Origin of the sequence: Edwardsiella anguillarum ET080813, from assembly GCF_000264765.2 — a bacterium.
GTDB lineage: Bacteria > Pseudomonadota > Gammaproteobacteria > Enterobacterales > Enterobacteriaceae > Edwardsiella > Edwardsiella anguillarum.
In genome coordinates, this window is the sequence record NZ_CP006664.1 from 203,447 (window position 1) to 225,503 (window position 22,057).

The 22,057-nt window shown below is 55.0% G+C and carries 23 protein-coding genes and 1 pseudogene; 12 read left to right on the top strand and 12 right to left on the bottom strand.

Annotated elements, in window-relative coordinates:
• Positions 1–11: 11 nt before the first annotated feature.
• The 9 genes from ETEE_RS00945 to ETEE_RS00985 all read left to right on the top strand — a co-directional run bounded on the left by ETEE_RS00945 (position 12) and on the right by ETEE_RS00985 (position 8,953).
• Positions 12–704 carry a fimbrial biogenesis chaperone gene (locus tag ETEE_RS00945; protein ID WP_034162504.1) on the top strand — a complete coding sequence of 231 codons (693 nt, stop codon included), beginning with the start codon at positions 12–14 and terminating at the stop codon, positions 702–704.
• 20 nt (positions 705–724) lie between these two features.
• A complete protein-coding gene (locus ETEE_RS00950) occupies positions 725–3,178 on the top strand; it encodes a fimbrial biogenesis outer membrane usher protein (RefSeq protein WP_034162505.1) in 2,454 nt (817 codons plus the stop codon).
• Between the two features lie 18 nt (positions 3,179–3,196).
• Positions 3,197–4,240 carry a fimbrial protein gene (locus ETEE_RS00955; RefSeq protein ID WP_034162506.1) on the top strand — a complete coding sequence of 348 codons (1,044 nt, stop codon included), beginning with the start codon at positions 3,197–3,199 and terminating at the stop codon, positions 4,238–4,240.
• Positions 4,241–4,440: 200 nt separating this feature from the next.
• Complete coding sequence (artP, locus tag ETEE_RS00960; protein WP_095666571.1) at positions 4,441–5,169, top strand: arginine ABC transporter ATP-binding protein ArtP; 729 nt, start codon at positions 4,441–4,443, stop codon at positions 5,167–5,169.
• A 38-nt stretch (positions 5,170–5,207) separates the two neighbouring features.
• A complete protein-coding gene (gene artJ, locus ETEE_RS00965; RefSeq protein ID WP_034162508.1) occupies positions 5,208–5,939 on the top strand; it encodes an arginine ABC transporter substrate-binding protein in 732 nt (243 codons plus the stop codon).
• A 93-nt stretch (positions 5,940–6,032) separates the two neighbouring features.
• Positions 6,033–6,749 carry an arginine ABC transporter permease ArtQ gene (gene artQ, locus ETEE_RS00970; RefSeq protein WP_034162509.1) on the top strand — a complete coding sequence of 239 codons (717 nt, stop codon included), beginning with the start codon at positions 6,033–6,035 and terminating at the stop codon, positions 6,747–6,749.
• Complete coding sequence (gene artM / locus ETEE_RS00975; protein WP_012849063.1) at positions 6,749–7,417, top strand: arginine ABC transporter permease ArtM; 669 nt, start codon at positions 6,749–6,751, stop codon at positions 7,415–7,417. The genes artQ and artM overlap by 1 nt, the downstream gene beginning before the upstream one ends.
• Positions 7,418–7,651: 234 nt before the next feature.
• Entirely contained in the window at positions 7,652–8,386 is a 735-nt protein-coding gene (locus tag ETEE_RS00980; RefSeq protein WP_034162510.1) for an arginine ABC transporter substrate-binding protein, read from the top strand.
• Positions 8,387–8,464: 78 nt separating this feature from the next.
• Positions 8,465–8,953 carry a methylated-DNA--[protein]-cysteine S-methyltransferase gene (locus ETEE_RS00985; RefSeq protein WP_034162511.1) on the top strand — a complete coding sequence of 163 codons (489 nt, stop codon included), beginning with the start codon at positions 8,465–8,467 and terminating at the stop codon, positions 8,951–8,953.
• 25 nt (positions 8,954–8,978) lie between these two features.
• Here the strand turns inward: ETEE_RS00985 and rlmC are convergent, their stop codons facing one another.
• From rlmC to ETEE_RS01000, 3 genes are all read right to left on the bottom strand, one after another.
• On the bottom strand, positions 8,979–10,112 hold the full coding sequence (gene rlmC, locus ETEE_RS00990) for a 23S rRNA (uracil(747)-C(5))-methyltransferase RlmC (RefSeq protein ID WP_034162512.1): 1,134 nt from the start codon (positions 10,110–10,112) through the stop codon (positions 8,979–8,981).
• Positions 10,113–10,165: 53 nt separating this feature from the next.
• Positions 10,166–10,645, bottom strand: a complete 480-nt coding sequence (locus ETEE_RS00995; RefSeq protein ID WP_034162711.1) for a YbjO family protein — start codon at positions 10,643–10,645, stop codon at positions 10,166–10,168.
• A 110-nt stretch (positions 10,646–10,755) separates the two neighbouring features.
• Positions 10,756–11,250, bottom strand: coding sequence for a type III secretion system chaperone family protein (locus ETEE_RS01000; RefSeq protein ID WP_034162513.1), 495 nt, complete (start codon positions 11,248–11,250; stop codon positions 10,756–10,758).
• A 158-nt stretch (positions 11,251–11,408) separates the two neighbouring features.
• Here ETEE_RS01000 and ETEE_RS01005 point away from each other — a divergent pair, with 158 nt between their 5' ends.
• Positions 11,409–11,603, top strand: coding sequence for a DUF4250 domain-containing protein (locus tag ETEE_RS01005; protein ID WP_034162514.1), 195 nt, complete (start codon positions 11,409–11,411; stop codon positions 11,601–11,603).
• A gap of 17 nt (positions 11,604–11,620) precedes the next feature.
• Here ETEE_RS01005 and nfsA read toward each other — a convergent pair.
• A pseudogene (gene nfsA, locus ETEE_RS01010) lies at positions 11,621–12,341 on the bottom strand (oxygen-insensitive NADPH nitroreductase).
• Positions 12,342–12,625: 284 nt separating this feature from the next.
• Between nfsA and ETEE_RS01015 the strand changes: the two are divergent.
• Complete coding sequence (locus tag ETEE_RS01015) at positions 12,626–12,898, top strand: GrxA family glutaredoxin (RefSeq protein ID WP_012849071.1); 273 nt, start codon at positions 12,626–12,628, stop codon at positions 12,896–12,898.
• 90 nt (positions 12,899–12,988) lie between these two features.
• Here ETEE_RS01015 and ybjM read toward each other — a convergent pair whose 3' ends face one another.
• Positions 12,989–13,366, bottom strand: a complete 378-nt coding sequence (ybjM, locus tag ETEE_RS01020) for an inner membrane protein YbjM (protein ID WP_034162515.1) — start codon at positions 13,364–13,366, stop codon at positions 12,989–12,991.
• A gap of 304 nt (positions 13,367–13,670) precedes the next feature.
• On the opposite strand from ybjM, the gene ETEE_RS01025 reads away from it, so the two are divergent.
• Positions 13,671–15,359, top strand: coding sequence for an aspartate:alanine antiporter (locus ETEE_RS01025; protein WP_015461847.1), 1,689 nt, complete (start codon positions 13,671–13,673; stop codon positions 15,357–15,359).
• 1,000 nt (positions 15,360–16,359) lie between these two features.
• On the opposite strand, the gene ETEE_RS21120 is transcribed toward ETEE_RS01025, so the two are convergent.
• From ETEE_RS21120 to ETEE_RS19615, 7 genes are all read right to left on the bottom strand, one after another.
• Positions 16,360–16,932: a hypothetical protein gene (locus tag ETEE_RS21120; RefSeq protein ID WP_144242786.1), complete on the bottom strand. Its 573-nt coding sequence runs from the start codon at positions 16,930–16,932 to the stop codon at positions 16,360–16,362.
• Between the two features lie 450 nt (positions 16,933–17,382).
• On the bottom strand, positions 17,383–17,685 hold the full coding sequence (locus ETEE_RS19605) for a PapB/FocB family fimbrial expression transcriptional regulator (RefSeq protein ID WP_012849077.1): 303 nt from the start codon (positions 17,683–17,685) through the stop codon (positions 17,383–17,385).
• Between the two features lie 30 nt (positions 17,686–17,715).
• Positions 17,716–18,276 (bottom strand): fimbrial protein, encoded by a 561-nt coding sequence (locus ETEE_RS19610; RefSeq protein ID WP_071818555.1) that lies wholly within the window; start codon positions 18,274–18,276, stop codon positions 17,716–17,718.
• Between the two features lie 66 nt (positions 18,277–18,342).
• Positions 18,343–19,626 carry an FKBP-type peptidyl-prolyl cis-trans isomerase N-terminal domain-containing protein gene (locus ETEE_RS01030; protein WP_225865091.1) on the bottom strand — a complete coding sequence of 428 codons (1,284 nt, stop codon included), beginning with the start codon at positions 19,624–19,626 and terminating at the stop codon, positions 18,343–18,345.
• A 100-nt stretch (positions 19,627–19,726) separates the two neighbouring features.
• A complete protein-coding gene (locus ETEE_RS21125) occupies positions 19,727–20,734 on the bottom strand; it encodes a hypothetical protein (RefSeq protein ID WP_144242787.1) in 1,008 nt (335 codons plus the stop codon).
• Positions 20,735–20,845: 111 nt separating this feature from the next.
• Entirely contained in the window at positions 20,846–21,415 is a 570-nt protein-coding gene (locus ETEE_RS01035; RefSeq protein WP_071881940.1) for a fimbrial protein, read from the bottom strand.
• Between the two features lie 13 nt (positions 21,416–21,428).
• Positions 21,429–22,034 (bottom strand): pilus-assembly fibrillin subunit, encoded by a 606-nt coding sequence (locus ETEE_RS19615; protein WP_071818526.1) that lies wholly within the window; start codon positions 22,032–22,034, stop codon positions 21,429–21,431.
• Positions 22,035–22,057 lie beyond the last annotated feature (23 nt).

Here is a 22,057-nt window from a genome sequence, read left to right on the forward strand (position 1 = left end):
GTGGTGACCCCATGAAGAAAGCTCTGCTCGCCCTGCTGTGCGCCATAACCGCCTGGCCAGCCTGCGCCACCATCGTTATTTACGGCACCCGAATTATCTACCCAGCCCAGCGCCAGGAGATCACCGTTCAGCTGGCCAACCGCGGTGACAAGCCCTCCCTGATCCAGGCCTGGATCGATGAGGGGGATCCCAACGTCCCCCCTGAAGAGGTGAAGGCGCCCTTCCTGCTGACGCCGCCGATCGCCACCGTCACGGCCGGTAACGGCCAGCAGCTGCGGATTCGGGCTCTGCCTAACGCCCTGCCACAGGATCGGGAGTCGCTGTTTTACCTCAACGTGATCGACATTCCGCCGGATAACCCGGCGCGTAGCGGAAACCTGCTCAAACTGGCGATGCAAAACCGCATCAAGCTGTTTTACCGTCCCCAGGGGATCGCTGAGCTCGGCGAAAAAACCGTCGGCCAGCTCTCGGCCCGCCGCGATGAGCAGAGGGTAACGCTGAACAACCGCTCGCCTAACCACATCACGATTACCGCGCTCGGCGCCGGTGAACGAGAGCAGCTGCTGAAGGCAACCCTGATGCTGGCCCCCTTTTCCCAACGGCATATCGCCGTCGCCGGCCTGCCGGGCGGGGTCTCCACGCTGACCCTCTCCTATCTGAATGACTATGGCGTGAAACGTCAGCAGGCCATTCCCCTTAACTAATCGCAACGAGTGAGGCACGGATGCTCAGGTTAAACGCCATTACCCTCTCCCTGGCCCTACTGTTTCCCGCTGCCTGCGCCATGGCCAGCGCGACAAACACCTTCGATACCCACTTTCTTAAAGGCACGGCGAAAGACCGCCAGCTGAGCCAGATTACGCTGGATCCCCATGCGCCCTACCCCGGCGAATATCCGTTGGATATCATGGTCAACGGCGAATGGCGCGGCGTATATACATTGACCGTCAGCCAACGACCCGGCGACACCTGCCTGAGCGAGCCACAGCTGCGCGGGCTGGGCATTAAGCTCCCCGCGCCGCCGTGGGACACCCGCTGTATCCCGCTGCGCCAGGCGCTGCACGGCGGCAGCTACCGCTTTAACACCGGCCTGCTGCAGCTGCAGCTGACCGTTCCACAGGCCTTCGTGACCGACAGGGAAAAAGGCTATATCGCCCCGGAAAGCTGGGATCGCGGCATCAACGCCTTCTTCACCAGCTATAACGCCAGCTATTACTACAGCGATTACCGCGGCAGCGGCCACAGCAGCAATACCTATCTCAACCTTCACAGCGGGTTGAACCTGTTCGGTTGGCAGCTACGCGCCGCCACCAGCTATAATCAGCGCAATACCCAACGCGGCGACTGGAACAGCAACAGCGCCTATCTGCAGCGCAGCTTTGCCCCGATCAACGGAATGCTGCGCGTCGGCGATATGTACAGCGCCTCCGATCTGTTTACCGGCGTGCGCTTTCACGGCGTCCGTCTGTATAGCGATCTGCGCATGCTGCCCAGCGCCAAGCAGAACTTCACCCCGCTGGTGCGCGGCGTAGCCCAGAGCAACGCGCTGGTCACCGTCGAGCAAAACGATATCATCGTCTCTCGTAAAGAGGTGCCGGCGGGGCCGTTCTCTATCGAAGATCTGCAGCTGGTCGGCGGCGGCGGCGATCTCAACGTCAGCGTGCAGGAGGCAGACGGACGCATCACTCGCTTTATTGTTCCCTACTCCTCCCTGCCTAACATGCTGCAGCCGGGGGTTGGCAAGTACGATCTGGCGGTGGGGAAAACCTATCTCAATGACATCAACGATCAGCGCGGCTTCTTTCAGGGCAGCTACCAGCACGGTCTAAACAGCCTGCTGACGCTCTACGGCGGCGCCCAGGCCAGCCAGGACTACTATGCGCTGCTGCTGGGCAACGGTCTTAACACGGCCATCGGCGCCTTCTCGCTGGATATCACCCACTCCGCCAGCAGCCTGACGGATCGCGGCGAGCAGCGCGGACAAAGCTATCAGCTAGCCTACAACAAATACCTGGCCGCCACGGCGACCCAGTTTTCGCTGGCCGCCTACCGCTACTCGTCACGCCACTACCGCACCCTGAGCGATCATCTCTATCTGAACGACAACCGCGGTAGCCCGACCCGCGACTGGGACTATTACCACTACGATCCGGGCCGTAAGAATAACTATGCCATCAACCTGAGCCAGACGCTGCCGCAGGGCTGGGGCTCGGTGTTCCTCTCCGGCACCTGGCGCGACTACTGGGGCGGCGGCGCCCGTCGCCAGGATTACCAGATGAGCTACAGCAACAGCTGGCAGCAGCTCAGCTATACCCTGGCCGCCAGCCAGACCTACGATCAGGGACTGAACAGCGACCGCCGCGTCTATCTCTACTTCACCTTACCGCTGAGCTTTGGCGAGCCGCGGCGCACCCTGTATCTCTCGAACGCCACCACCGTCGATCGCGATGGCTACCACTCCAACAACGCCTCCCTGAGCGGTTACGCCGGCGAGTGGCAGCAGTTTAGCTACAGCGTTAGCCTCAATAACCAACGCCAGGATCGCCTCACCGCGCTGGGCACCAACCTCAGCTATCGGGCCCGCTCGGCGACCCTGAGCGCCAGCTACAGCCAGTCGCAGGATTACCGTCAGACCAGCGCCGGCATCAGCGGCGGCGTGGTGGCCTATCGCGGCGGCGTGCTGTTCAGCAACGCCCTGACGGACACCATGGCAATCGTCGATGCTCCGGGGCTGCGCGACGCCAGCGTCAACGGCTATGGCTACCACGCCACCAACGGCGCAGGCCAGGCGCTCTACGCCGCCCTGACCCCCTACCGCGAAAACAGCCTGCGTCTGACGCCGTCACCGCAGGACGATACGGTGGAGCTGAAGGGGAACATGCAGAAGCGAGTGCCCTATGAGGGGGCCGTCGTGCTGGCGCGCTTTGAGACCGACACGCGCCAACGCTTCTACTTTAAAGCGCGCCGCGCCGACGGTACGCCGCTCGGCTTCGGCTATCCAGTCAGCGGCCACGACGGTGAGACGGTGGGTCAGGTCGGTCAGGGCGGCATGATCTCCCTGCGCAGCGACACCCTGCCGGCACAGGTAACGGTGCCGCTGGATCCGCAGGCGAACACCCGCTGCACCATAACCCTCTCAGCCGCCACGCTGAGCAGTCAAACCCACCTGTGCCGCTGAGTCTGATGAGGTTGAATCATGAAATATTGCCGTTATTTTTTTACCGCGCTGCTGCTGCTCAGCGGCCCAGCGCTCTCCTGGTGCAAGCTGGAGAGCCCGGGTACAGAGAGCCAGCAGGGGCAGGTGCTGATGAGTAATCAGAATATGTTTCCCGGCGGGCAGCAGGTGGCGGTACCGCTGCCGCTGTTCAGCAAGCAAACCCTATGCTCCGCCTATGGCAGTGAGCAAAACGAGGTGCATCTCGGCACGCCCTACGAGCGGGGCGTCGTGATCAAGTTCTATGACAACGTCTTTATCGAGATCACCGTCCAGGCGCCGGCCCAGGCGACCATTAGACTACAGGAGGGGAGCTATACGGCGGCGCAGTTTCTCGATCAGCTCACCGTCACCGCCAGGCCGGTCGCCCCCACCCAGACCACGCGGCTCGCCCCAGAAGGGCAGTATCTGTTGGAGTCCGCGATGGTGATCAGCGCCAGCAACGGGTCATCCGGTTCTCTGGGGGAATTTATCCTGCGTCTCCTCAGGTTTCTCTTAACCGGGAAATGGCCCGCCTCGGAAAACGATCTGTACCTGGTGAATCTTAATTTGACGCTGGACTACCGCGCGACCACCTGCCAGTTTACCGACACCCTGCTCACGCTGCCGCCCGTCTCCATCAGCGACCTGACGCAGAGCGGCGCGATCGCCAGCCCGATCGCCGACCACACCCTGGTCGCCCAATGCGACCAGCTGAGCGGGGATGGCAGCGAGGCGCAGACTAACCGCACCCTGCGGGTGACCCTGAGCAGCGACGCGCTGCTGCCGGAGAATCCCCGCGTCGTGCTGCCGCACTCGGGGCCTGGCGGCGTCGGCTTTATTCTGTACGACGAGCAGCAGCGCCCCATCACACTGGGCGGCGCGGCGGCACAGCCCAGCGTCATCCGACTGATCCCCCGCGGGACAACGCTGCCCGATCGGGGATTCCGTATCCCTATCCACGCCGGTTACTACGTCCATGACCGCGGCCCGGTGCGGCCCGGGCAGTTAGAGGCCAACGTCACCATCAACATCGACTACGACTAAGCGACGGTCGGGCGGCCTCTGGCCGCCCGCGCCGCCTTAGCACACCCGTTTACCCTGTGCCAGCCGGCGTGCCATAACCCGATATCGTACTCTTTCTGAGCGGTCAGAGTGCATATTCTTAAATTTTAACCCACCAATATTGCATAGTTATTCTGATGAAGTTACTCTTTGCCTTATCAATGGCTATTCAGATTAAGCGCATGAGTATTCAAATCGACGGCATTAACTGCTACTACGGCGCACACCAGGCGCTGTTTGACATAACCCTGGCATGCCCGGCCGGCGAGACGCTGGTGCTGCTTGGGCCGAGCGGCGCGGGAAAGAGCTCCCTGCTGCGGGTGTTAAACCTGCTGGAGATGCCGCGCTCCGGCGCCCTGAGTATCGCTGGCCACCAGTTTGACTTTCGCCAGCCGCCGGGTGAGAAGGCTATCCGCGATCTGCGCCGCAACGTCGGCATGGTGTTTCAGCAGTACAACCTGTGGCCACACCTGACGGTGATGCAAAATCTGATCGAGGCGCCCTGCCGGGTGCTGGGACTGTCGAAAGCGGCGGCGCTGGCGCGGGCCGAAAAGCTACTGCAGCGCCTGCGCCTGAGCGAATTCGTGGCGCGCTACCCGCTGCACCTCTCCGGCGGTCAGCAGCAGCGCGTCGCCATTGCCCGCGCGCTGATGATGGAGCCGCAGGTGCTGCTGTTCGACGAACCGACCGCCGCCCTCGACCCAGAGATCACCGCCCAGATCGTCAGCATCATCCATGAGCTGTCGGAGACCGGGATCACCCAGGTGATCGTCACCCACGAAGTGGAGGTCGCGCGCAAAACCGCCAGCCGCGTCGTGTATATGGAGCAGGGTCGCATTATTGAACAGGGCGATGCCAGCCACTTTAGTGATCCGCAGACCAGTGAGTTTGCCGGATATCTGTCCCATTAACGGCCCGCGAGGCCAAGCGTAATCCGTTGGAGTCTGCGATGAAAAAAATCATAATTGCTGCGATGTTAGCCGGTATCAGCGTCTCTGCCACGGCGGCGCAAACCATCCGTTTTGCCGCCGAAGCCTCGTATCCGCCGTTCGAATTTATGGATGCGCAGAATAAAATGCAGGGCTTTGACGTCGATCTGGCCAACGCCATCTGTCAGCAGATGAAGGCCACCTGTACCTTCAGCAACCAGTCCTTCGACAGCCTGATCCCCAGCCTGAAGTTCAAGCGCGTCGATGCGGTGATCTCCGGGATGGACATCACGCCGGAGCGGCAGAAGCAGGTCGACTTCTCCCAGCCCTACTATGACAACTCCGCGCTGTTCATCGCCGAAAAAGGCAAGGTGGACAACGTGGCCGCGCTGAAGGGCAAGCGGGTCGGGATCCAGAACGGCACCACCCATCAAAAATACCTGATGGATAAACACCCCGAGCTGACGCCGGTGCCCTATGACAGCTACCAGAACGCCATCCTCGACCTGAAGAATGGCCGGATCGATGCAGTGTTCGGCGATACGGCGGTGGTCAATGAGTGGATGAAGCAAAACCCCAATCTGGCGCCGGTCGGTACGAAGGTCACCGATGCAGACTATTTCGGTACCGGGCTAGGGATCGCCGTGCGCAAGGGCAACGCCCCGCTGCTAGAACAGTTCAACGCGGCGCTGAACCAGCTCAAACAGGATGGCCAATATCAGGCTATCTATGACAAGTGGTTTCAGAAGTAACCACCGAAAACGCCAGTAGTGCCTATCTCCGTAGGCGTTATGGTTAGGATCAGCCAGGCGGCGCAAGCCGCCTGATGGGATAGGCATCAGGCCATGATTGAATTGACCCCCTTATTACATGCCGCCGGCATCACTGTCGGTCTGGCCCTCTGCTCCCTGCTGCTCGGCCTGGTGCTCGCCATGCTGTTCGCCGTCTGGGAGTCTGTCCGCTGCCGTCCGCTGGCGCTGCTGGGCACCGCCTGGGTTACCCTGCTGCGCGGACTGCCGGAGATCCTGGTGGTGCTGTTTATCTACTTCGGCTCGTCCCAGATGCTGCTGTGGCTCTCCGACGGCATCGCTCTGAACCTGGGCTTTACCACGCTGCGGCTGCAGCTGAATATCGAGAACTTCGAAGTCAGCCCGTTCCTGTGCGGCGTGCTGGCGCTGGCGCTGCTCTACGCCGCCTATGGCTCTCAGACCCTGCGCGGCGCGCTGAAGGCCGTACCGCAGGGACAGCGCGAGGCTGGAATGGCGCTGGGGCTGAGTAAAACTCATATTTTCTTCCGCCTGGTGATGCCGCAGATGTGGCGCCACGCCCTGCCGGGGCTGGGTAACCAGTGGCTGGTGCTGCTCAAGGATACCGCGCTGGTTTCGCTGATCAGCGTCAACGATCTGATGCTGCAGACCAAGAGCATCGCCACCCGAACCCAGGAGCCCTTCACCTGGTACTGCATCGCGGCGGCGATCTATCTGGTGATCACCCTGTTCAGCCAATACATTCTCAAGCGTATTGAGCTGCGTACTACCCGCTTTGAACGGAGTGCCGCATGATGTTGAGCTATATTCCGGATCTGCTGCAGGGGCTACATACCAGCCTGTCACTCACCGTGGTCTCCCTGCTGGTCGCCCTGGCGCTGGCGCTGTGCTTTACCGTGATCCTGACCCTGCGGCCGCTGATCCTGACGCCGCTGGTACAGGGTTACATCACCCTGTTTACCGGTACGCCGCTGCTGGTCCAGATCTTCCTGATCTACTACGGCCCCGGGCAGTTTGCCTGGATCCGCGACACGCCCTGGCTGTGGAGCGCCCTATCGCAGCCCTGGCTGTGCGCCATGCTGGCGCTAGCGCTCAACAGCGCCGCCTACAGCACCCAGCTGTTTTACGGCGCGATGCGCGCCATTCCCAACGGCCAGTGGCAATCCTGCGCGGCGCTGGGCATGTCCAAGGCCCAAACCCTGCGGATTCTGCTGCCCTACGCCTTTAAGCGCGCGCTCTCCTCTTACTCCAACGAGGTGGTGCTGATCTTTAAGAGCACGTCGCTGGCCTACACCATCACGCTGATGGAGGTGATGGGCTATGCCCAGCAGCTGTATGGCCGCACCTACGACGTGATGGTCTTCGGCGCCGCCGGCCTGGTCTACCTGTGCGTCAACGGTCTATTGACGCTGATGATGCGCATGATTGAGCGCCGAGCGCTGGCGTTTGAGCAGCGCAGTTAAACGACTCAACACTTTGAAAGGTCGGTTATTACCGGCCTTTTTTTACGCCTGATAAGAAACATGGAAAAAATATATTTATCCATATCTATTGCATAATAATTCACTAAATGGCACATTCAACTCCAGCCCCTCGCCTGCGCCGCCGCGCCGATCGTTCCCGGCACGCGTCCCAGGCAGAGAGGGATCGACAGACGCCCTCTCCCCATCGGGATTAGCCTTGTACAGGAGTTAAGCATGAAGAAGTTACTGGCCTGCGCCATCGTTGTCGCCTGCAGTTTCAGCGCCCAGGCGGCAGAGAATATCCGCTTCGCCTCATCGGCCACCTACCCGCCGTTCGAATCTCTGGATGCCAGCAACAACATCGTCGGCTTCGACATCGATCTGGCCAAGGCGCTGTGCCAGGAGATGAAGGCGAACTGTACCTTTAACAACCAGGCGTTTGACAGCCTGATCACGGCGCTGAAGTTCAAGCGCTACGACGCCGTGATCTCCGGCATGGACATCACCCCGGAGCGGCAGAAGCAGGTGGCGTTCACCCAGCCTTACTACGCCAACTCGGCGATCATCATCGCGCAGAAAGGCAAATATCACTCGATAGCCGATATGAAGGGGCTGCGGGTCGGCATGGAGAACGGGACGACCCACCAAAAGTACCTGCAGGATAAACATCCGGAGATCAAGCCGGTGGCCTATGACAGCTACCAGAATGCGATTCTGGATCTGAAAAACGGGCGCATTGATGGCGTCTTCGGCGATACCGCGGTGGTCAATGAGTGGCTGAAAAACAATCCGCAGCTGGCGGCGGTCGGCGAGCATGTCACCGATCCGCAATACTTTGGCATCGGGCTGGGCATCGCGGTGCGCCCGGACAACCAGGCGCTGCTAGATCAGCTGAATCAGGCGCTGGCCGCCATCAAGGCGAACGGCACCTATCAGAAGATCAGCGACAAGTGGTTCCCTGCGTCCTGAACGCATCCGATTGGCGCTCCGGGCACGATTTGTTAGCATGTTGCCTCCGCCCGTCGGCGCCACGCTTCAGGATATGCTATGGACTATGACCACTATGATTCCCCCCTCGGCCCACTGCTGATGGCCGCTGATGGCGGCGGCCTGAGCCAGCTATGGCTGCCCAATGAGGTGATCGCGCGGGTGATCCCCGCCGACTGGCACCGATGCGGCACACATCCCCTGCTGCGGCGCACCCGCGCCCTGCTCGATGCCTACTTCGCCAAAGAGCATCCCTGCTGGCAGGATCTGCCGCTGACGCCGCAGGGCTCCGCCTTTCAGCGACGGGTATGGCAGCAGCTGAGTGAGGTTCCCTATGGCCAGTGCAGCCATTATGGCGAACTCGCCCGGCGGCTGGACAATCCGCGCGCCGTGCGGGCAGTCGGCGGTGCCGTCGGGCGCAACCCGATCGCCATTCTGATCCCCTGTCACCGCATTCTTGGCAAAGGTGGCAACCTGACCGGCTACAGCGGCGGACTGGCCATCAAACGGGCCCTGCTGGAGCTGGAGGGGATCCCCTACCGCCCCTGACGTCCATCGCCGCAGGTGCGGCGGTCTATGCGGATACGCGCACCAGCAGCGTAAGGACCTCATAGTGCGCGGTATGGGGAAACATATCGAACAGACGGACCTTGTCGATCCGGTAGTCGGCCAGACGCTCAATATCCTGCACCATGCTCTGGGCATTGCAGCTGGAGTACAGAATATAGGGCGGCGCCATGCGGTTCAGATAGTCGCACAGCGCCGCACCGATGCCGCGCCGCGGCGGGTTCACCAGCACCAGCTGCGGCACCGCGCTGCGCGCGTCGGCAAAGGCGCTGGAGTCCAGGGCGGCGAAGCTGACCTGCGTGAGCCCCAGCTGGGCCGCGGAACGGCGGGCGCAGGCGATGGCCTCGGCGCTGATCTCAATGCCGGTCAGCGTCATCTCCGGAGTCGCACAGTGCAGGCCAAACCCCCCGACGCCGCAAAACAGATCCCACATCTCCGTAACTCCCAGCGCCTGAACCCAGTCGCGCGCCTGCGCGTACAGCGCCTGAGCCACCGAGGGGTTGGTCTGAAAGAAGCTCTGCGGACGGATATAGAGCGGCACGCCGTTAAAAGACTCGCTCAGCGCCTGCTGCGACGTCAGAAAAATCTCCCGCTCGCCCTCCAGAATGGCCATGTGCACCGGCTGGATATTGACGCTGATCACCGCCAGCTGCGGCAGCTGCGCCTGTAGCCACGGCAGCGCCTGACGCAGCTGCGCCAGCTTGGCCTCCGAACGCAGCACAAAGCGCAGCATCATCTCGCCGCTGAGGCGGCTTTCGGTAAGCAGCAGGTACTTAAGCTCCCCGCGCCGACGCGCTACGCTGTAGGGAGTCAGGCCGGCGCGGGGAATAAAGGCCTTCAGCGCGGCGAAGACGGCGGAAAAGCTGTCCGGATACAGCGGACAATCGCACAGATCCACCCCGCTGCCATCGCGCTGCAGCATACCCAACAGAGGGCGCTCGACGCTGCCGCTGACCACCATTTTCGCCTTGTTGCGCATCGCCTGCTCGGCGCTGGGCTGGGCGGGCAGCCACTGCGCAACGGGATGCCCGCTCAGCAGCGCGGCCAGGTGTCGCTGTTTATCCTCCAGCTGACGGGAATAGGGAATGGAGAGCCACTGGCAGGAATGACAGCGGTCCGCCTGATACTGGGCACAGTGCATCGCAACTCACTTGATGGAAATGAAAATGGAAACGGTCGGGGCGGAGGATTGTATCACAGCCGCCGCCGGAAGTAGCGACGGCTGGCAAGGGGGATAAACAGCAGCGCCAGGATCAACAGATCGGGCAGCTTCTGCCCCAGTAGCGCGCGCACGATTTGGCCGCTGTCATCGCCGTCCACGCTGAAGAGTTCGGGGTGAAAGCCGCCGAGGGAGGAGCACAGCATATAACCGGTCACCAGCAGCTGGCAGCCGAGGTAGATCCCACGACCACGGGCGCTGCCGCGCATTACCGCCGCGCCGCAGCCCAGCTCGATCAGCCACAGCCCCAGACCGGCCAGCAGCAGCGCACCGCTCTCCCAGCTCTGCCAGGCGCCGCCGACAAAATCGGCGAGCCCCGCGCCCCCCAGCGTCACCAGCAGCAGCACGGCACCCGCCAGGCGAATGCCGATAATCGCCATTCCGGCGACCAGGACCGGTACCGGTGCAAAACCTCTTCCATCGCTGCGTGGCAGCGCCTGAACCCTCTGCAGCATATCATCCAACCCTGAGAAATACCGGGCTTTCTACTATAGGGATTCCGCACGGATGACACAAGTCAACCATGCAGATTCGGACGCGATGTCAATATGTTAGGCAATGAAGCTCAGTGGATAACCGGCCCGCTGACGCCGCTCTCGGCGCTAAACTCACCCTCGCCCTCTTCGCCTTCTCCCAGGAACAGCATACCGTTGGCCCGCGCCTCCATCATCACCATCGAGATCTGCTCTTCGCCCTGCTGCATAAAGGCGGCAAACTGCTCTTGGGATACGCCGACGCTGACATTCAGCGACATACAGGCAATAAACTTGGGTAAGTTGTCATCCTGGATATCGACAAAGGCCTTGACGCCCAGCGTACTGGCATTAATCTGGCTAAGATCGCCAACCAGCGCGATCAGCGCCGTAGGACGCGCCTCCGCCAGCGCGGTGAACAGGATGGTGTTATCGATCAGGTCGACCTTTGCGTCGAATACCCCGTCAAAATTCTGCATGTGCGGTAAATGCAGCGCCTGGCAGGAGTCACACTCAAAGAACGTGATGCCCAGTTGATCCAGCCAGTGCCGCAGCACATCCAGATCGGGGACGATTAGTGGATCCATAGCGCTCTACCTTACAAAGATAAATCAGGTAATAATAAACAGTCAGAAAGGGGGCATAGCTTACGGAACTTTATTCACTTTAGCCATGCCCAGGGGCAATAAATTGCCCCGAGGTCGCGGTAAAAAGCCCCCGGCCGGCCAACCATCAGGAGACTGCCATGCCGCTATCCCACTACGCCACGATGGAACCACTGATGCTGCTGAGCATCATTAATATGAAGCTGCGCGACGAGTGCGACTCGCTGCAGGCGCTGTGCGCCCGCTATGCGATCCCCCAGCCCCAGCTGGAGTCACGCCTGGCCGCCGTCGGCTTCCGCTACTACCGCGACAGCAACCAGTTCAGCGCCCGCTGAGCGTCGCGCTCCGGTGCTCAGTGGGTGATCCACCCCTGACGCTGCAGGTAGGCCAGCATAAAGGGACGCCGCTCCTTCTCCAGAGTACGGCTCATCTGCTCGCTCCAGCTCTCCTGGCGGGCGTTATCGCTACGCGTTGCATAATAGGCGGCGACGTGAGCGTCGTATTGCGCCAGCGCGGCGCGATCCAGCGGCTGGTAGCCATTCTCATGCACCAGAATGCTCAGCGGCAGGCGCGGCTTTTGCTGCGGATGCTGCGCCGGATGTCCCAAACACAGCCCCACCAGCGGCAGGACGTGCTGCGGACAGCCCAGCAGCGTCGTCACCTGCTCAATATTGTTGCGTATTCCGCCAATAAATACCCCCCCCAGCCCCAGCGACTCGGCGGCCGTCAGCGCATTTTGCGCCATCAGCGCCGTGTCGACGCAGCCCAGCAGCAGCTGTTCAGCCGACCCCAGCTCCGCCTGCGGAAAGATCTGATGGTGACGCTGAAAGTCTGCGCAGAACACCCAGAACTCGGCGGCGTCCAGCACATACTGCTGGCCGCCGGCCAACTCGACCAGCTGTTCACGTAGCGCGCGCGGTGATGCGGATAATCGACGTACACTGCAGAAAGCTGGACGACGACGTGGCCCGTGCCGCCTCCAGAATAGACACTCGCTGCGCTTCTCCGATCGCCTCGGCGCTAAACTGGCGGATAGAACGGTGATCGCGCAGCAGATCGATGGTCGACATCATAACGAAACAGTGCTCCCCGGTAAGTTGCTTGAAACGGAAGGCCGCGCCGATGGCTGACGCGGCGGCGTAACGGGATCAGTCTACCCCTTTCCGCCCACCGGCGGAGACACCGCGTGCGCAGCCATCGGCCAAACCTTGTCATTGAATAGATGAAATTTATCAAAGTAACAGGCAAATCCTACTTCTTTTTGCCGACGCTAACAGGCATAGTAATCCCAATTCCGAGTGCCCACCGAACCCGGTCTGGATTCGCAGGCGCCTCTATCCCTTTAAGGAGTCCTACCATGTTTGCTGTAATCTTTGGGCGTCCGGGCTGCCCCTACTGTGTCCGTGCAAAAGAGTTGGCTGAAAAACTGGCCGCCGAGCGCGACGACTTCACCTTCCGCTACGTCGACATCCATGCAGAAGGCATCAGTAAAGACGATCTCTCCAAGACCGTAGGCAAACCGGTAGAAACCGTTCCGCAGGTGTTCATCGATCAGCAGCATATCGGCGGCTGTACCGATTTTGAGGCCTATGCCAAAGCGCATCTGGGGCTGTTTGATAAGGCCGAATAACGCGCCTGCACAGCAAAAAACCCGCCGCGGCGGGTTTTTTATTTTGCTGCGATGCTATCGCCTAGAGCGGTAGGGATTAATCGGTCTAGGCTATCTCACCGCCCGCTGACCGCACAGCGTTGCGGCGAACCAATACAGCAGAGCGCCAAACACGCACCAGAACACCATGCTGGCAGTGTAGGGCAGCAGTTGCAGCGGCGTTTCATCATCGGCCAGCCACAGCATATGCAGCAGTTGGCAAAACGTCGCTGACGCCAGCGCGCCGCAAAAGACCGTCAGCACCCGCTGACGGCGCGCCAGCGGACACAGGATAAACCCCGGCAGCATATACAGCAGCAGCCCCGGACGTACGCCCGGCGGCTCGGCGATACCGCCGTTGGCCTGGGTATAGCTGTGCGACAGCAAAAACAGTGCCGTCACCATCAAAAAACAAAGTATCAGGGTAAACCAACGCCGTCCGTTCGCCATGTTCTCCCTCCCTATAGCGAAACGCTGAATCTGCTCCCCCCGAGACAGGCGCGCCTTATTCGGCGAGCCCGACGGCGGTGAACAAAGCACTCCCCGGCGCAGAAAAACAACGAACCATCAATTGAGAACGGCTTTTTACTGGCTGTCAGCCTGTCAACCGTCTAAAATGGGCGGTCATACCCCGCGGGTATCCACCATTCACCAACGCAGCATCTTGGGTGAATTCTCTTATATTCTATGGTTGAATTTAGCTCTAATAGTCAATCATATCAAGAACCTGATAGTTAACGATAAGTTATTCTACATGAATATTGATGTCGCTAGTTTGTTAACAGGCAATTATATCCTGCTGCTGTTCGTGGTACTGGCGCTGGGGCTTTGCCTCGGTAAGTTGCGCCTTGGCTCCATTCAACTGGGGAACTCCATCGGCGTGCTGGTGGTTTCCCTGCTGCTCGGACAACAGCACTTTTCAATGAACACCGATGCCCTCAACCTGGGGTTCATGCTGTTTATTTTCTGCGTCGGCGTCGAGGCCGGCCCCAACTTTTTCTCCATTTTCTTTCGCGACGGTAAAAACTATCTGATGCTGGCGCTGGTGATGGTTGCCAGCGCCCTGTGCATCGCGCTGGGGCTGGGTAAGCTGTTCCGTTGGGATATCGGCCTGACCGCTGGCATGCTGGCCGGCTCAATGACCTCAACCCCGGTGCTGGTCGGCGCCGGCGATACCCTACGCCAGACCATGGCCGATAATCCCCAGCTGGGGCAGCTGCAGGATCACCTCAGCCTAGGGTACGCCCTGACCTATCTGGTCGGCTTAGTCAGCCTGATCTTTGGCGCCCGCTATCTGCCCAAGCTGCAGCACCAGGATCTGCCGACCTCCGCCCAGCAGATCGCCCGCGAGCGGGGGCTGGATAACGACACGCAGCGCAAAGTCTTTCTGCCGGTGATCCGCGCCTATCGCGTCGGTCCCGAGCTGGTCGCCTGGGCCGACGGTAAAAACCTGCGCGAGCTGGGCATATACAGCCAGACCGGCTGCTATATAGAACGGATCCGCCGCAACGGCATTCTGGCGACGCCGGACGGCGACGCCGTGCTGCAGGTCGGCGATGAGATAGCCCTGGTCGGCTACCCGGACGCTCACGCCCGTCTCGACCCCAGCTTCCGCAACGGCAAAGAGGTCTTCGACCGCGATCTGCTGGACATGCGCATCGTCACCGAAGAGATCGTCGTCAAAAACAGCAACGCCGTCGGCAAACGCCTGAGCCAGATTAAGCTGACCGACCACGGCTGCTTCTTAAACCGGGTGATCCGCAGCCAGATAGAAATGCCGATCGACGATAACATCGTGCTGAATAAAGGCGATGTGCTGCAGGTCAGCGGCGATGCCCGTCGCGTCAAGAGCGTGGCCGATCGCATCGGGTTTATCTCTATTCACAGCCAGGTCACCGACCTGCTAGCGTTCTGCGCCTTCTTTATCATCGGCCTGATGATCGGCCTGATCACCTTTCAGTTTACCGGCTTCTCCTTTGGCATCGGCAACGCCGCCGGCCTGCTGTTTGCCGGCATCATGCTGGGCTTCCTGCGCGCCAACCACCCCACCTTTGGCTATATTCCCCAGGGGGCGCTCAATATGGTCAAAGAGTTTGGCCTGATGGTGTTTATGGCCGGGGTCGGCCTAAGCGCCGGTGCCGGTATGCGCCACGGGCTGGGTGAAGTCGGTGGGCAAATGCTGATAGCCGGGCTGATCGTCAGCCTGGTGCCGGTGGTGATCTGCTTCCTCTTCGGCGCCTTTGTGCTGAGGATGAACCGCGCGCTGCTGTTCGGCGCTATCATGGGGGCCCGTACCTGCGCCCCCGCCATGGACATCATCAACGATGCCTCGCGCAGCAACATTCCGGCCCTGGGCTACGCGGGGACCTACGCCATCGCCAACGTACTGTTGACGCTGGCCGGTACCCTTATCGTCATCGTCTGGCCCGGCGTGGTCGGCTAACCCCGGCGCCTCGACGTAAAAAAAAACGCATGACTTTTTTTACCGACGGCTGAACTTTCCTCGCCGCCGTCAGTCTGAATTAGTGCCACTGCTTTTCTTTGACGTCCCCATATTGAGGAGCCCGATAATCCCGCCGCTTAGGTTCAAGGTTATCGGGTTTTTTATTGCCTGTAGAAAAATCACTTTATAATCAAGTTGTTATACAAGCAGCGTGTACGATGTGGCGATAAAGTGGCGATAAAGTGGCGATAAAGTGGCGATAAAGTGGCGACAGCAGCGTACCAGATGGCATCGCATACCATTAACCGCAGCGATACGGACAACTCGCCTCCGGCAGATTCGTTATCGTTGATGATTATCTATAATTACTATCATTTGTAACTCATTAAGAAATATTATCTATATCTATCCTCTGAGTAACCAAACAGAACCGCCTGTGCCTTAGGCATACATCTCTCCGCGCTAAAAACGCCATTCGATAAAAATGTCATTCAATTATCTTTCAATAAGATCAATTCGGGCGAACTGACCATCACCCTAATAAGGACAATAAGGAAGCGCGTCCCGAACCACCAGGATGAGTAAACGACAGAGCGACGGCGTTACCGAGCCGTAGCATTGTCCCTGGGGGAGGGGTATTGACGCAGTATGAAAAAGGAGCGGCCGCCGATCAATCGACGAAAGACGGGCAATCCAAGCACCGGCCACACGGCCACTGCCCGCGCTCACATCAGGCTAAAACCAAACCAACTCGGGAGCGTTTAGATATATTCAGCGCATACGTATTTCACCATGCGCCGAGATTTTATGCTCAGATACGATTAGCAAGCCGTAGCGCCCAGCTATAGGCTAGCCGAATAAATAAAACAGAGCTAAAACAGGCGGTAGCAGGAAAAGCTCACGCTGACAAATATCATAGGGAAAATCAATCATAACATGCACCACACGCGACTGAGGAATTACACTGATTTAAAAAACGAAAACCTATAGATGAAAACTGTCACGGAATCATCGTAACCCCTGAGGTAAACACGCGAAAATGATGCAAATGATTAAACCCCAAGGACTTTACCATCATTAATCTGCGCCCGTAGAATGACTTTAGCTTCATTCCCAAACGCTTTGAGCGATAGCGTGCGTTATAGCTACACATTAACTCTTTAATTTGATTTTTATTCTCCTGACATTTTATGTCATCTCGCTGAATTTGATGAAGTGATGCTCTACGCACAATAAATTCAATTTCTGAGGTTATCACTATCTTAATCAAATGAATAGGGAGAGCACCGCATACAGAAAAAATACGCCTATCCAAAACAATAGATTGCGATGGGATGCTTTGAGGATGGAGCACGATAATATGACAACCATAGCGTCGCAGTAAAGCATCAATGACACCTAACTGGCTTGCCCAGCCTAACGTCGGCATCGTGCTGAGACAGAAAATCAAAACATCATCTGCATTAATATTACAACCATCATGATAATAATCAACAGAAAACTGACACCCATCTAATAGATATTTTACTGACTCAACTTCTATCCAACTACAGCCATCAATAAATACCTTCACGGAAAACCTCTTGAAAATAAAAGTCCATCCATGGAAATATATGGAGATTATCTTTAATGCTTTTGCTAAAAATTTGGAAACACCAGAAGATACATCAGCAAGCTACCTATCGGCTTTACATCGATATAATTCCTATGCTGTATGTTATGTCCGATGATTTATATCAGAACAAATCCCGTAATATACTGGAGCATTTTTCATCAATAGTTCAAATCGCTGCTTTTTCTTCTTATACTAAGCCCAGTCAACAGACCTTAGCGCATCCAACGCGCTTAGATTGCGTACGATGACTTCATTCCATTATTATTTTCATTAATAGTATTCGGCTAAATTTATACAATCGCTAACTTTATCACTACTGATTCAGGTTTAATCAGCCTATTTGGGTACATACCGATAGAAAACAACATGCAGTGATCATACATAATATTGTTATTTTCTTCATAAAGACTATTTGTCATTTTTATTTTTCGCTAAGGAAAAATCATAGTATGGGCATAATTTCATCACTAGAACGCTGCAGTTATGTAACTGTTTTAGCTTTACAGAAAAATAGGAGAGGCTTACCGCATTAGTCTCACATAATGTTTTTCTTTTTTCACCACCAACCAAATATCTTTCCAATGCCATTATCACACGCTTGCTACGGATGCCACTTAATTCAACTAACATTTCAAAATGTTCGATGGGAACTTTTCCAGGATATAAAAACCGATCTATATGTTTTCTATCGGATAGACGATTCTCATTCATAAAGCATCTCTTCTAAATTAAGATAACTGGTTATAAGTAAATGATGCTCATCGTTGCAGTTGCACTAAACCGGGCTGCAACCAAATTCGTACCATTTGATTTATAGGGGACAGCAGTGAATGTAAACTGGCCACTCCCAGTGTTGATTCCTTGCAATCCATTAGTTATAGGAAAACCGTATTTCCCCTGCTCACCGGCACCTATTTTCAATGGAAAGCTACTATTTACTCCGTTTCCTTGATACAACGCAATGCCTAGCGATGCGGCGTTGGGCCCCGTCGTCTGTAATACGTTACCTCCTGTGCCAGGAAGTTGAGCTCCCATAACACTTATATATGGACGCCCTTGATAATATTCACAATTAACATTGACCGTTTTGCTCTTCGCATAATTAACCCCATCGATGTTGGGAAGTAAAACACTACCAAAATCAATATTTATTTGAGAGTTGTTATCGTTGATAACACATGGTGGTATATAAATCTCACCGCTAACCCGTATATTAATATCTAATGCATGCGCCGATGACACGAATAAAAGTGAGGAAAGCGCCATTCCTACAACCCTACGTTTAATAATAATTTTTTTCATCACGACCCTCACGATATAATATAACGCCATCTTTAAATATCAACACACAATTAAATATAAAATAGATTACTTTATATTTTCAACCCGCAAGGTATAAACCATCGTCGCGCCTGGTGGTACCTTTGGTGCATAACCATCATCGCCATAAGCCATTTCAGAGGGAACAACCAACGTCATCGAACTGTGATTTTTCATTAACCGTAGTGCCGATTGGAATAATCGCGGATACTCATCCAGAGGTTGAGATATAACGCTGCCTTTAGCATCCATATCCTCGATAACCGTACCATCGATTAACTTCTCAGTAACTACAAGGTCAACGACTGAATGCCCATCGCCAATAAGGTCTCCGTCGCCTGAATGATCTATTACATACCAAAATCCAGATTTATCCTTTTGGACACCTTTACGTTTCTCAAACGATGACAAATAATCGGCCCCGGCCTTTTTATTCACATTAATCATGGACAGCCGCATCTTATTTACATTCGATTCGATACTTGCCAAGCTGTCAGATAGCATCTTTTCGTTAATTTTAACCTGATGATTAAGAGCGTCACGCACACCTGCCAACAATATCCTATTATCAACGTTGATGCCGAGCATAGTTTGTGAGGTTTGGATATCTCGACCAATCATTACCCCACTGGCATAATTTTGCCGAACATCCTCTTTATCTAAAGATCCTACATTCAGCGTGGGCACATTTTTCATTTCATTCTCGATCAATGATAACGAGGCCTTTAATTCTCGATTATCACTCTCCACCTGCTTTATTATGCTGTTCTGACCACCTATTAACTCACCCTGTTTGATCCCCTCTGATTCAAATCGAGAAATAGCCTGTTGCAGTTTCACCAACTCTATTTTATCTAATGCGGATATATCAGCCAGAGTATTTAATTTCTGTTGAAAATCCTCAGACTGACTCTTTAACTGATTTTGTAAACTATCTAACTGAGTTTTTAATATGTTAGCGCTTTCTAATTTTTTCGATAACTCTAGCAACTGCTCTTGTTGTGTCTGTTTATCAAGCTGTAACTGCTTTAACTGCCTCTCTAGTATCAGTCGTTGTTGCCTTACTATATTTGCAGAAAGTAATCCAGAACTTCTACCGGATAACATCGATTGTTCTCCCTGTTTACCCGATCCATGGTCAACTTCATCACCTATTTTATCGTTTAATTTATCGATGAGAGAGCTACTTTGCTGTTCCAGATACTGTTGTGCATAACATAATACAGCAGAAGCACCATTATCACTTTCGGCGATACTCACTTGGGGGAACAATAATATTAAAACAACCCTTGTGATTATTTTTTGCATATCGCCAAAGAAAAAATCCATCATTTCCTCGCAGCTTTAAAATAAAACGCTGGTGAGTTTAACATTTTTAAAAAATGTGCATCAGCGTATAGTAAAATACGGCGCTCACAAGTTCATCCACTAGCTAATTTACAAGGATTGACAAGACAGCACTGCCGCTAAATGCTCCCTCTATCGGTGTCCCTTGATTAGGATGATACGTTGATGTAATGGCAAGATTGGTAGAGCCAGAAATCTGCATGGTTTCTCTATACCGCCCGCCGTTAAAAGTTATCTCACAGCTACCGCCATTACCACAACGAGTAAAGTTTTCAGTTCTCCCTGATACAGGATTCGCACCTACGATGGATACCGATACAGAGGTTCCGGATGAACAGCTTACATTCAAATTATATGGCCGAGTAATATTCCCTTCTGATGAAGCCGGCGTCATTTGACCATGATTCAGCTGAATATCAGAGGTTTGAAAATTACAGCGTGACACCACATCAATAATAACCGGAACAGAACCAATTCTTGTGTTGAAAATCCTATCCAAAAGATTGATCAAGTCGAACCCTTTAGGCGCTCCATCAGGATATCCTTTATTTTCCTCATAGGCATAACCAAATGGAAGAGAAACAACATAGCGCCCCGGAGTAGCGGTATTTCTATTAATAGTAAGGCCTATTTGTAACCTGACTGACGGAGGTACAAAGTTATATGTATCACCAGGCACATGACAACGACTAGCCTGAGACTGCCATACCGCAGGAACTGCGCCCATATCCCACCAGAATCCTCCCACTGCACCTGCTGAGTTTAAAATTCGAGTCGGTAAAAAAGACAATCCTTGCTGACTCGGTATATTACCTACGGCAAGATACCATTTTGTATAGCCATTTATAGTTTCTAATCCCCCGACGCCTGTACATCTCGACCAATCATATATCTGAACGTTATTGTTAACACGTATGTTTAAATCAGCAATAACAGAAGCAGTATCATCTATTGTATATGGCCCCAACTGATTAACATTCACGGGGACACTAGGTGAAAACACAACGGCCTCACGCAAAGCGGCATCAGAGACTTGAGTCGATAAACTATAGAGCATCAAAAAATGCAAAAAAAATATTTTTATTTTTTTCATAAGGCCCCCAACCAATTAAACACTTACACTCTAAAGCACAAAGTACAAAGTACAAAGTACATGCCAAATCATAAAATAATGTTATTGGCATGAGATAAAAACATAATGACGTTACTCATAAAAAAGTTCAAACCCTGCTACGGATGAGTAATCACCAGGAGAAACGTTTTTTTGCCTCACGGCGTCAGGCGTCGCCTGGACAAAAGCCTTAAAATTCAACAATATTGTATTTTCATCAATACGATTCCCTTGCTGGTGGTTATGCGCATCACCAAGCTTCAGTAGCATTTTCCCATCCGTATCTAATATGCCAATGGCGAGCCTACCCTGATTAACTCCATTAACTCTTAGGAAGTAATCTGCTTGACCCAGCATATTCGGTTCTCTCGTCCCGCTGAATTTTAGCTTTACCACACGCGCAATAGATGCCGTATTACAGTTAATCAATTTTATACTAAACCCGGTCGCCGGCCCATTTCCAGGAGAGACCCAAAAATCGCGCACTGGACGAGTTAAAAAACCCACCTCTTGAACCAAGCTTTCTTGACTAATTTCACACGGACGCTCCAGTAGCTCTCCGGAGAAGTTCATATCCACCGCATTGACAGGGGCGGTCCCAGCTAAGAGCAGTACAATGCTAATACTATAAAAAACGCCACGAACTCTCTTTATCTGCAGCATCGGTTGCGATAGCCTATTCATAATCTAATCTCAACTGTACTAACCTTGTCGGTGCGCGCGGACTGATAAAAGGCTGCGCAGGTTGACTACCCGTTTTAGATGTCAGCAATGCTTCTCTTGTATGGGTCAAAGCCTGTCGCTGTGTAATAGTCAAAAAATAGGTTAGCTGATTGGCACCACCGTGCATCCATATGCGCCCCTTTCCTATTGTCTGTAGCTCAGGGGACCATGCATTACCATCGTCTCCGCTCAACAGCGCACTGTGTAATACCAGCGTGGAGTTTACTCCTGCAACAGACCCTGCTGAGACAACGCCTCCACCCTCGCCGCATCCCAGCAAATTTAGCACTAGGGGATAACGCTCTGTTAGACCTTGCGCCACGCGGTTTAATGGCAGTATCACCTCATTCGTTGCCAGTACACAGGGCGAAGAGAGTAACGCACCATAGACGATCAATTCTCCCGTTCGCCCATTTTGCTCATTGATCCATTGATGACGTGACTCATCCGGTATAAAAAAATCATTATGCGTAACTACTTCATCTGCATGTAGTACCCGATTCATACTGAGCGTCAGTAGCATGGCAACGGCAGCTAAAGCTATTGTCACTTTTTTCATTGGCTACTCTCTCCATTACTACT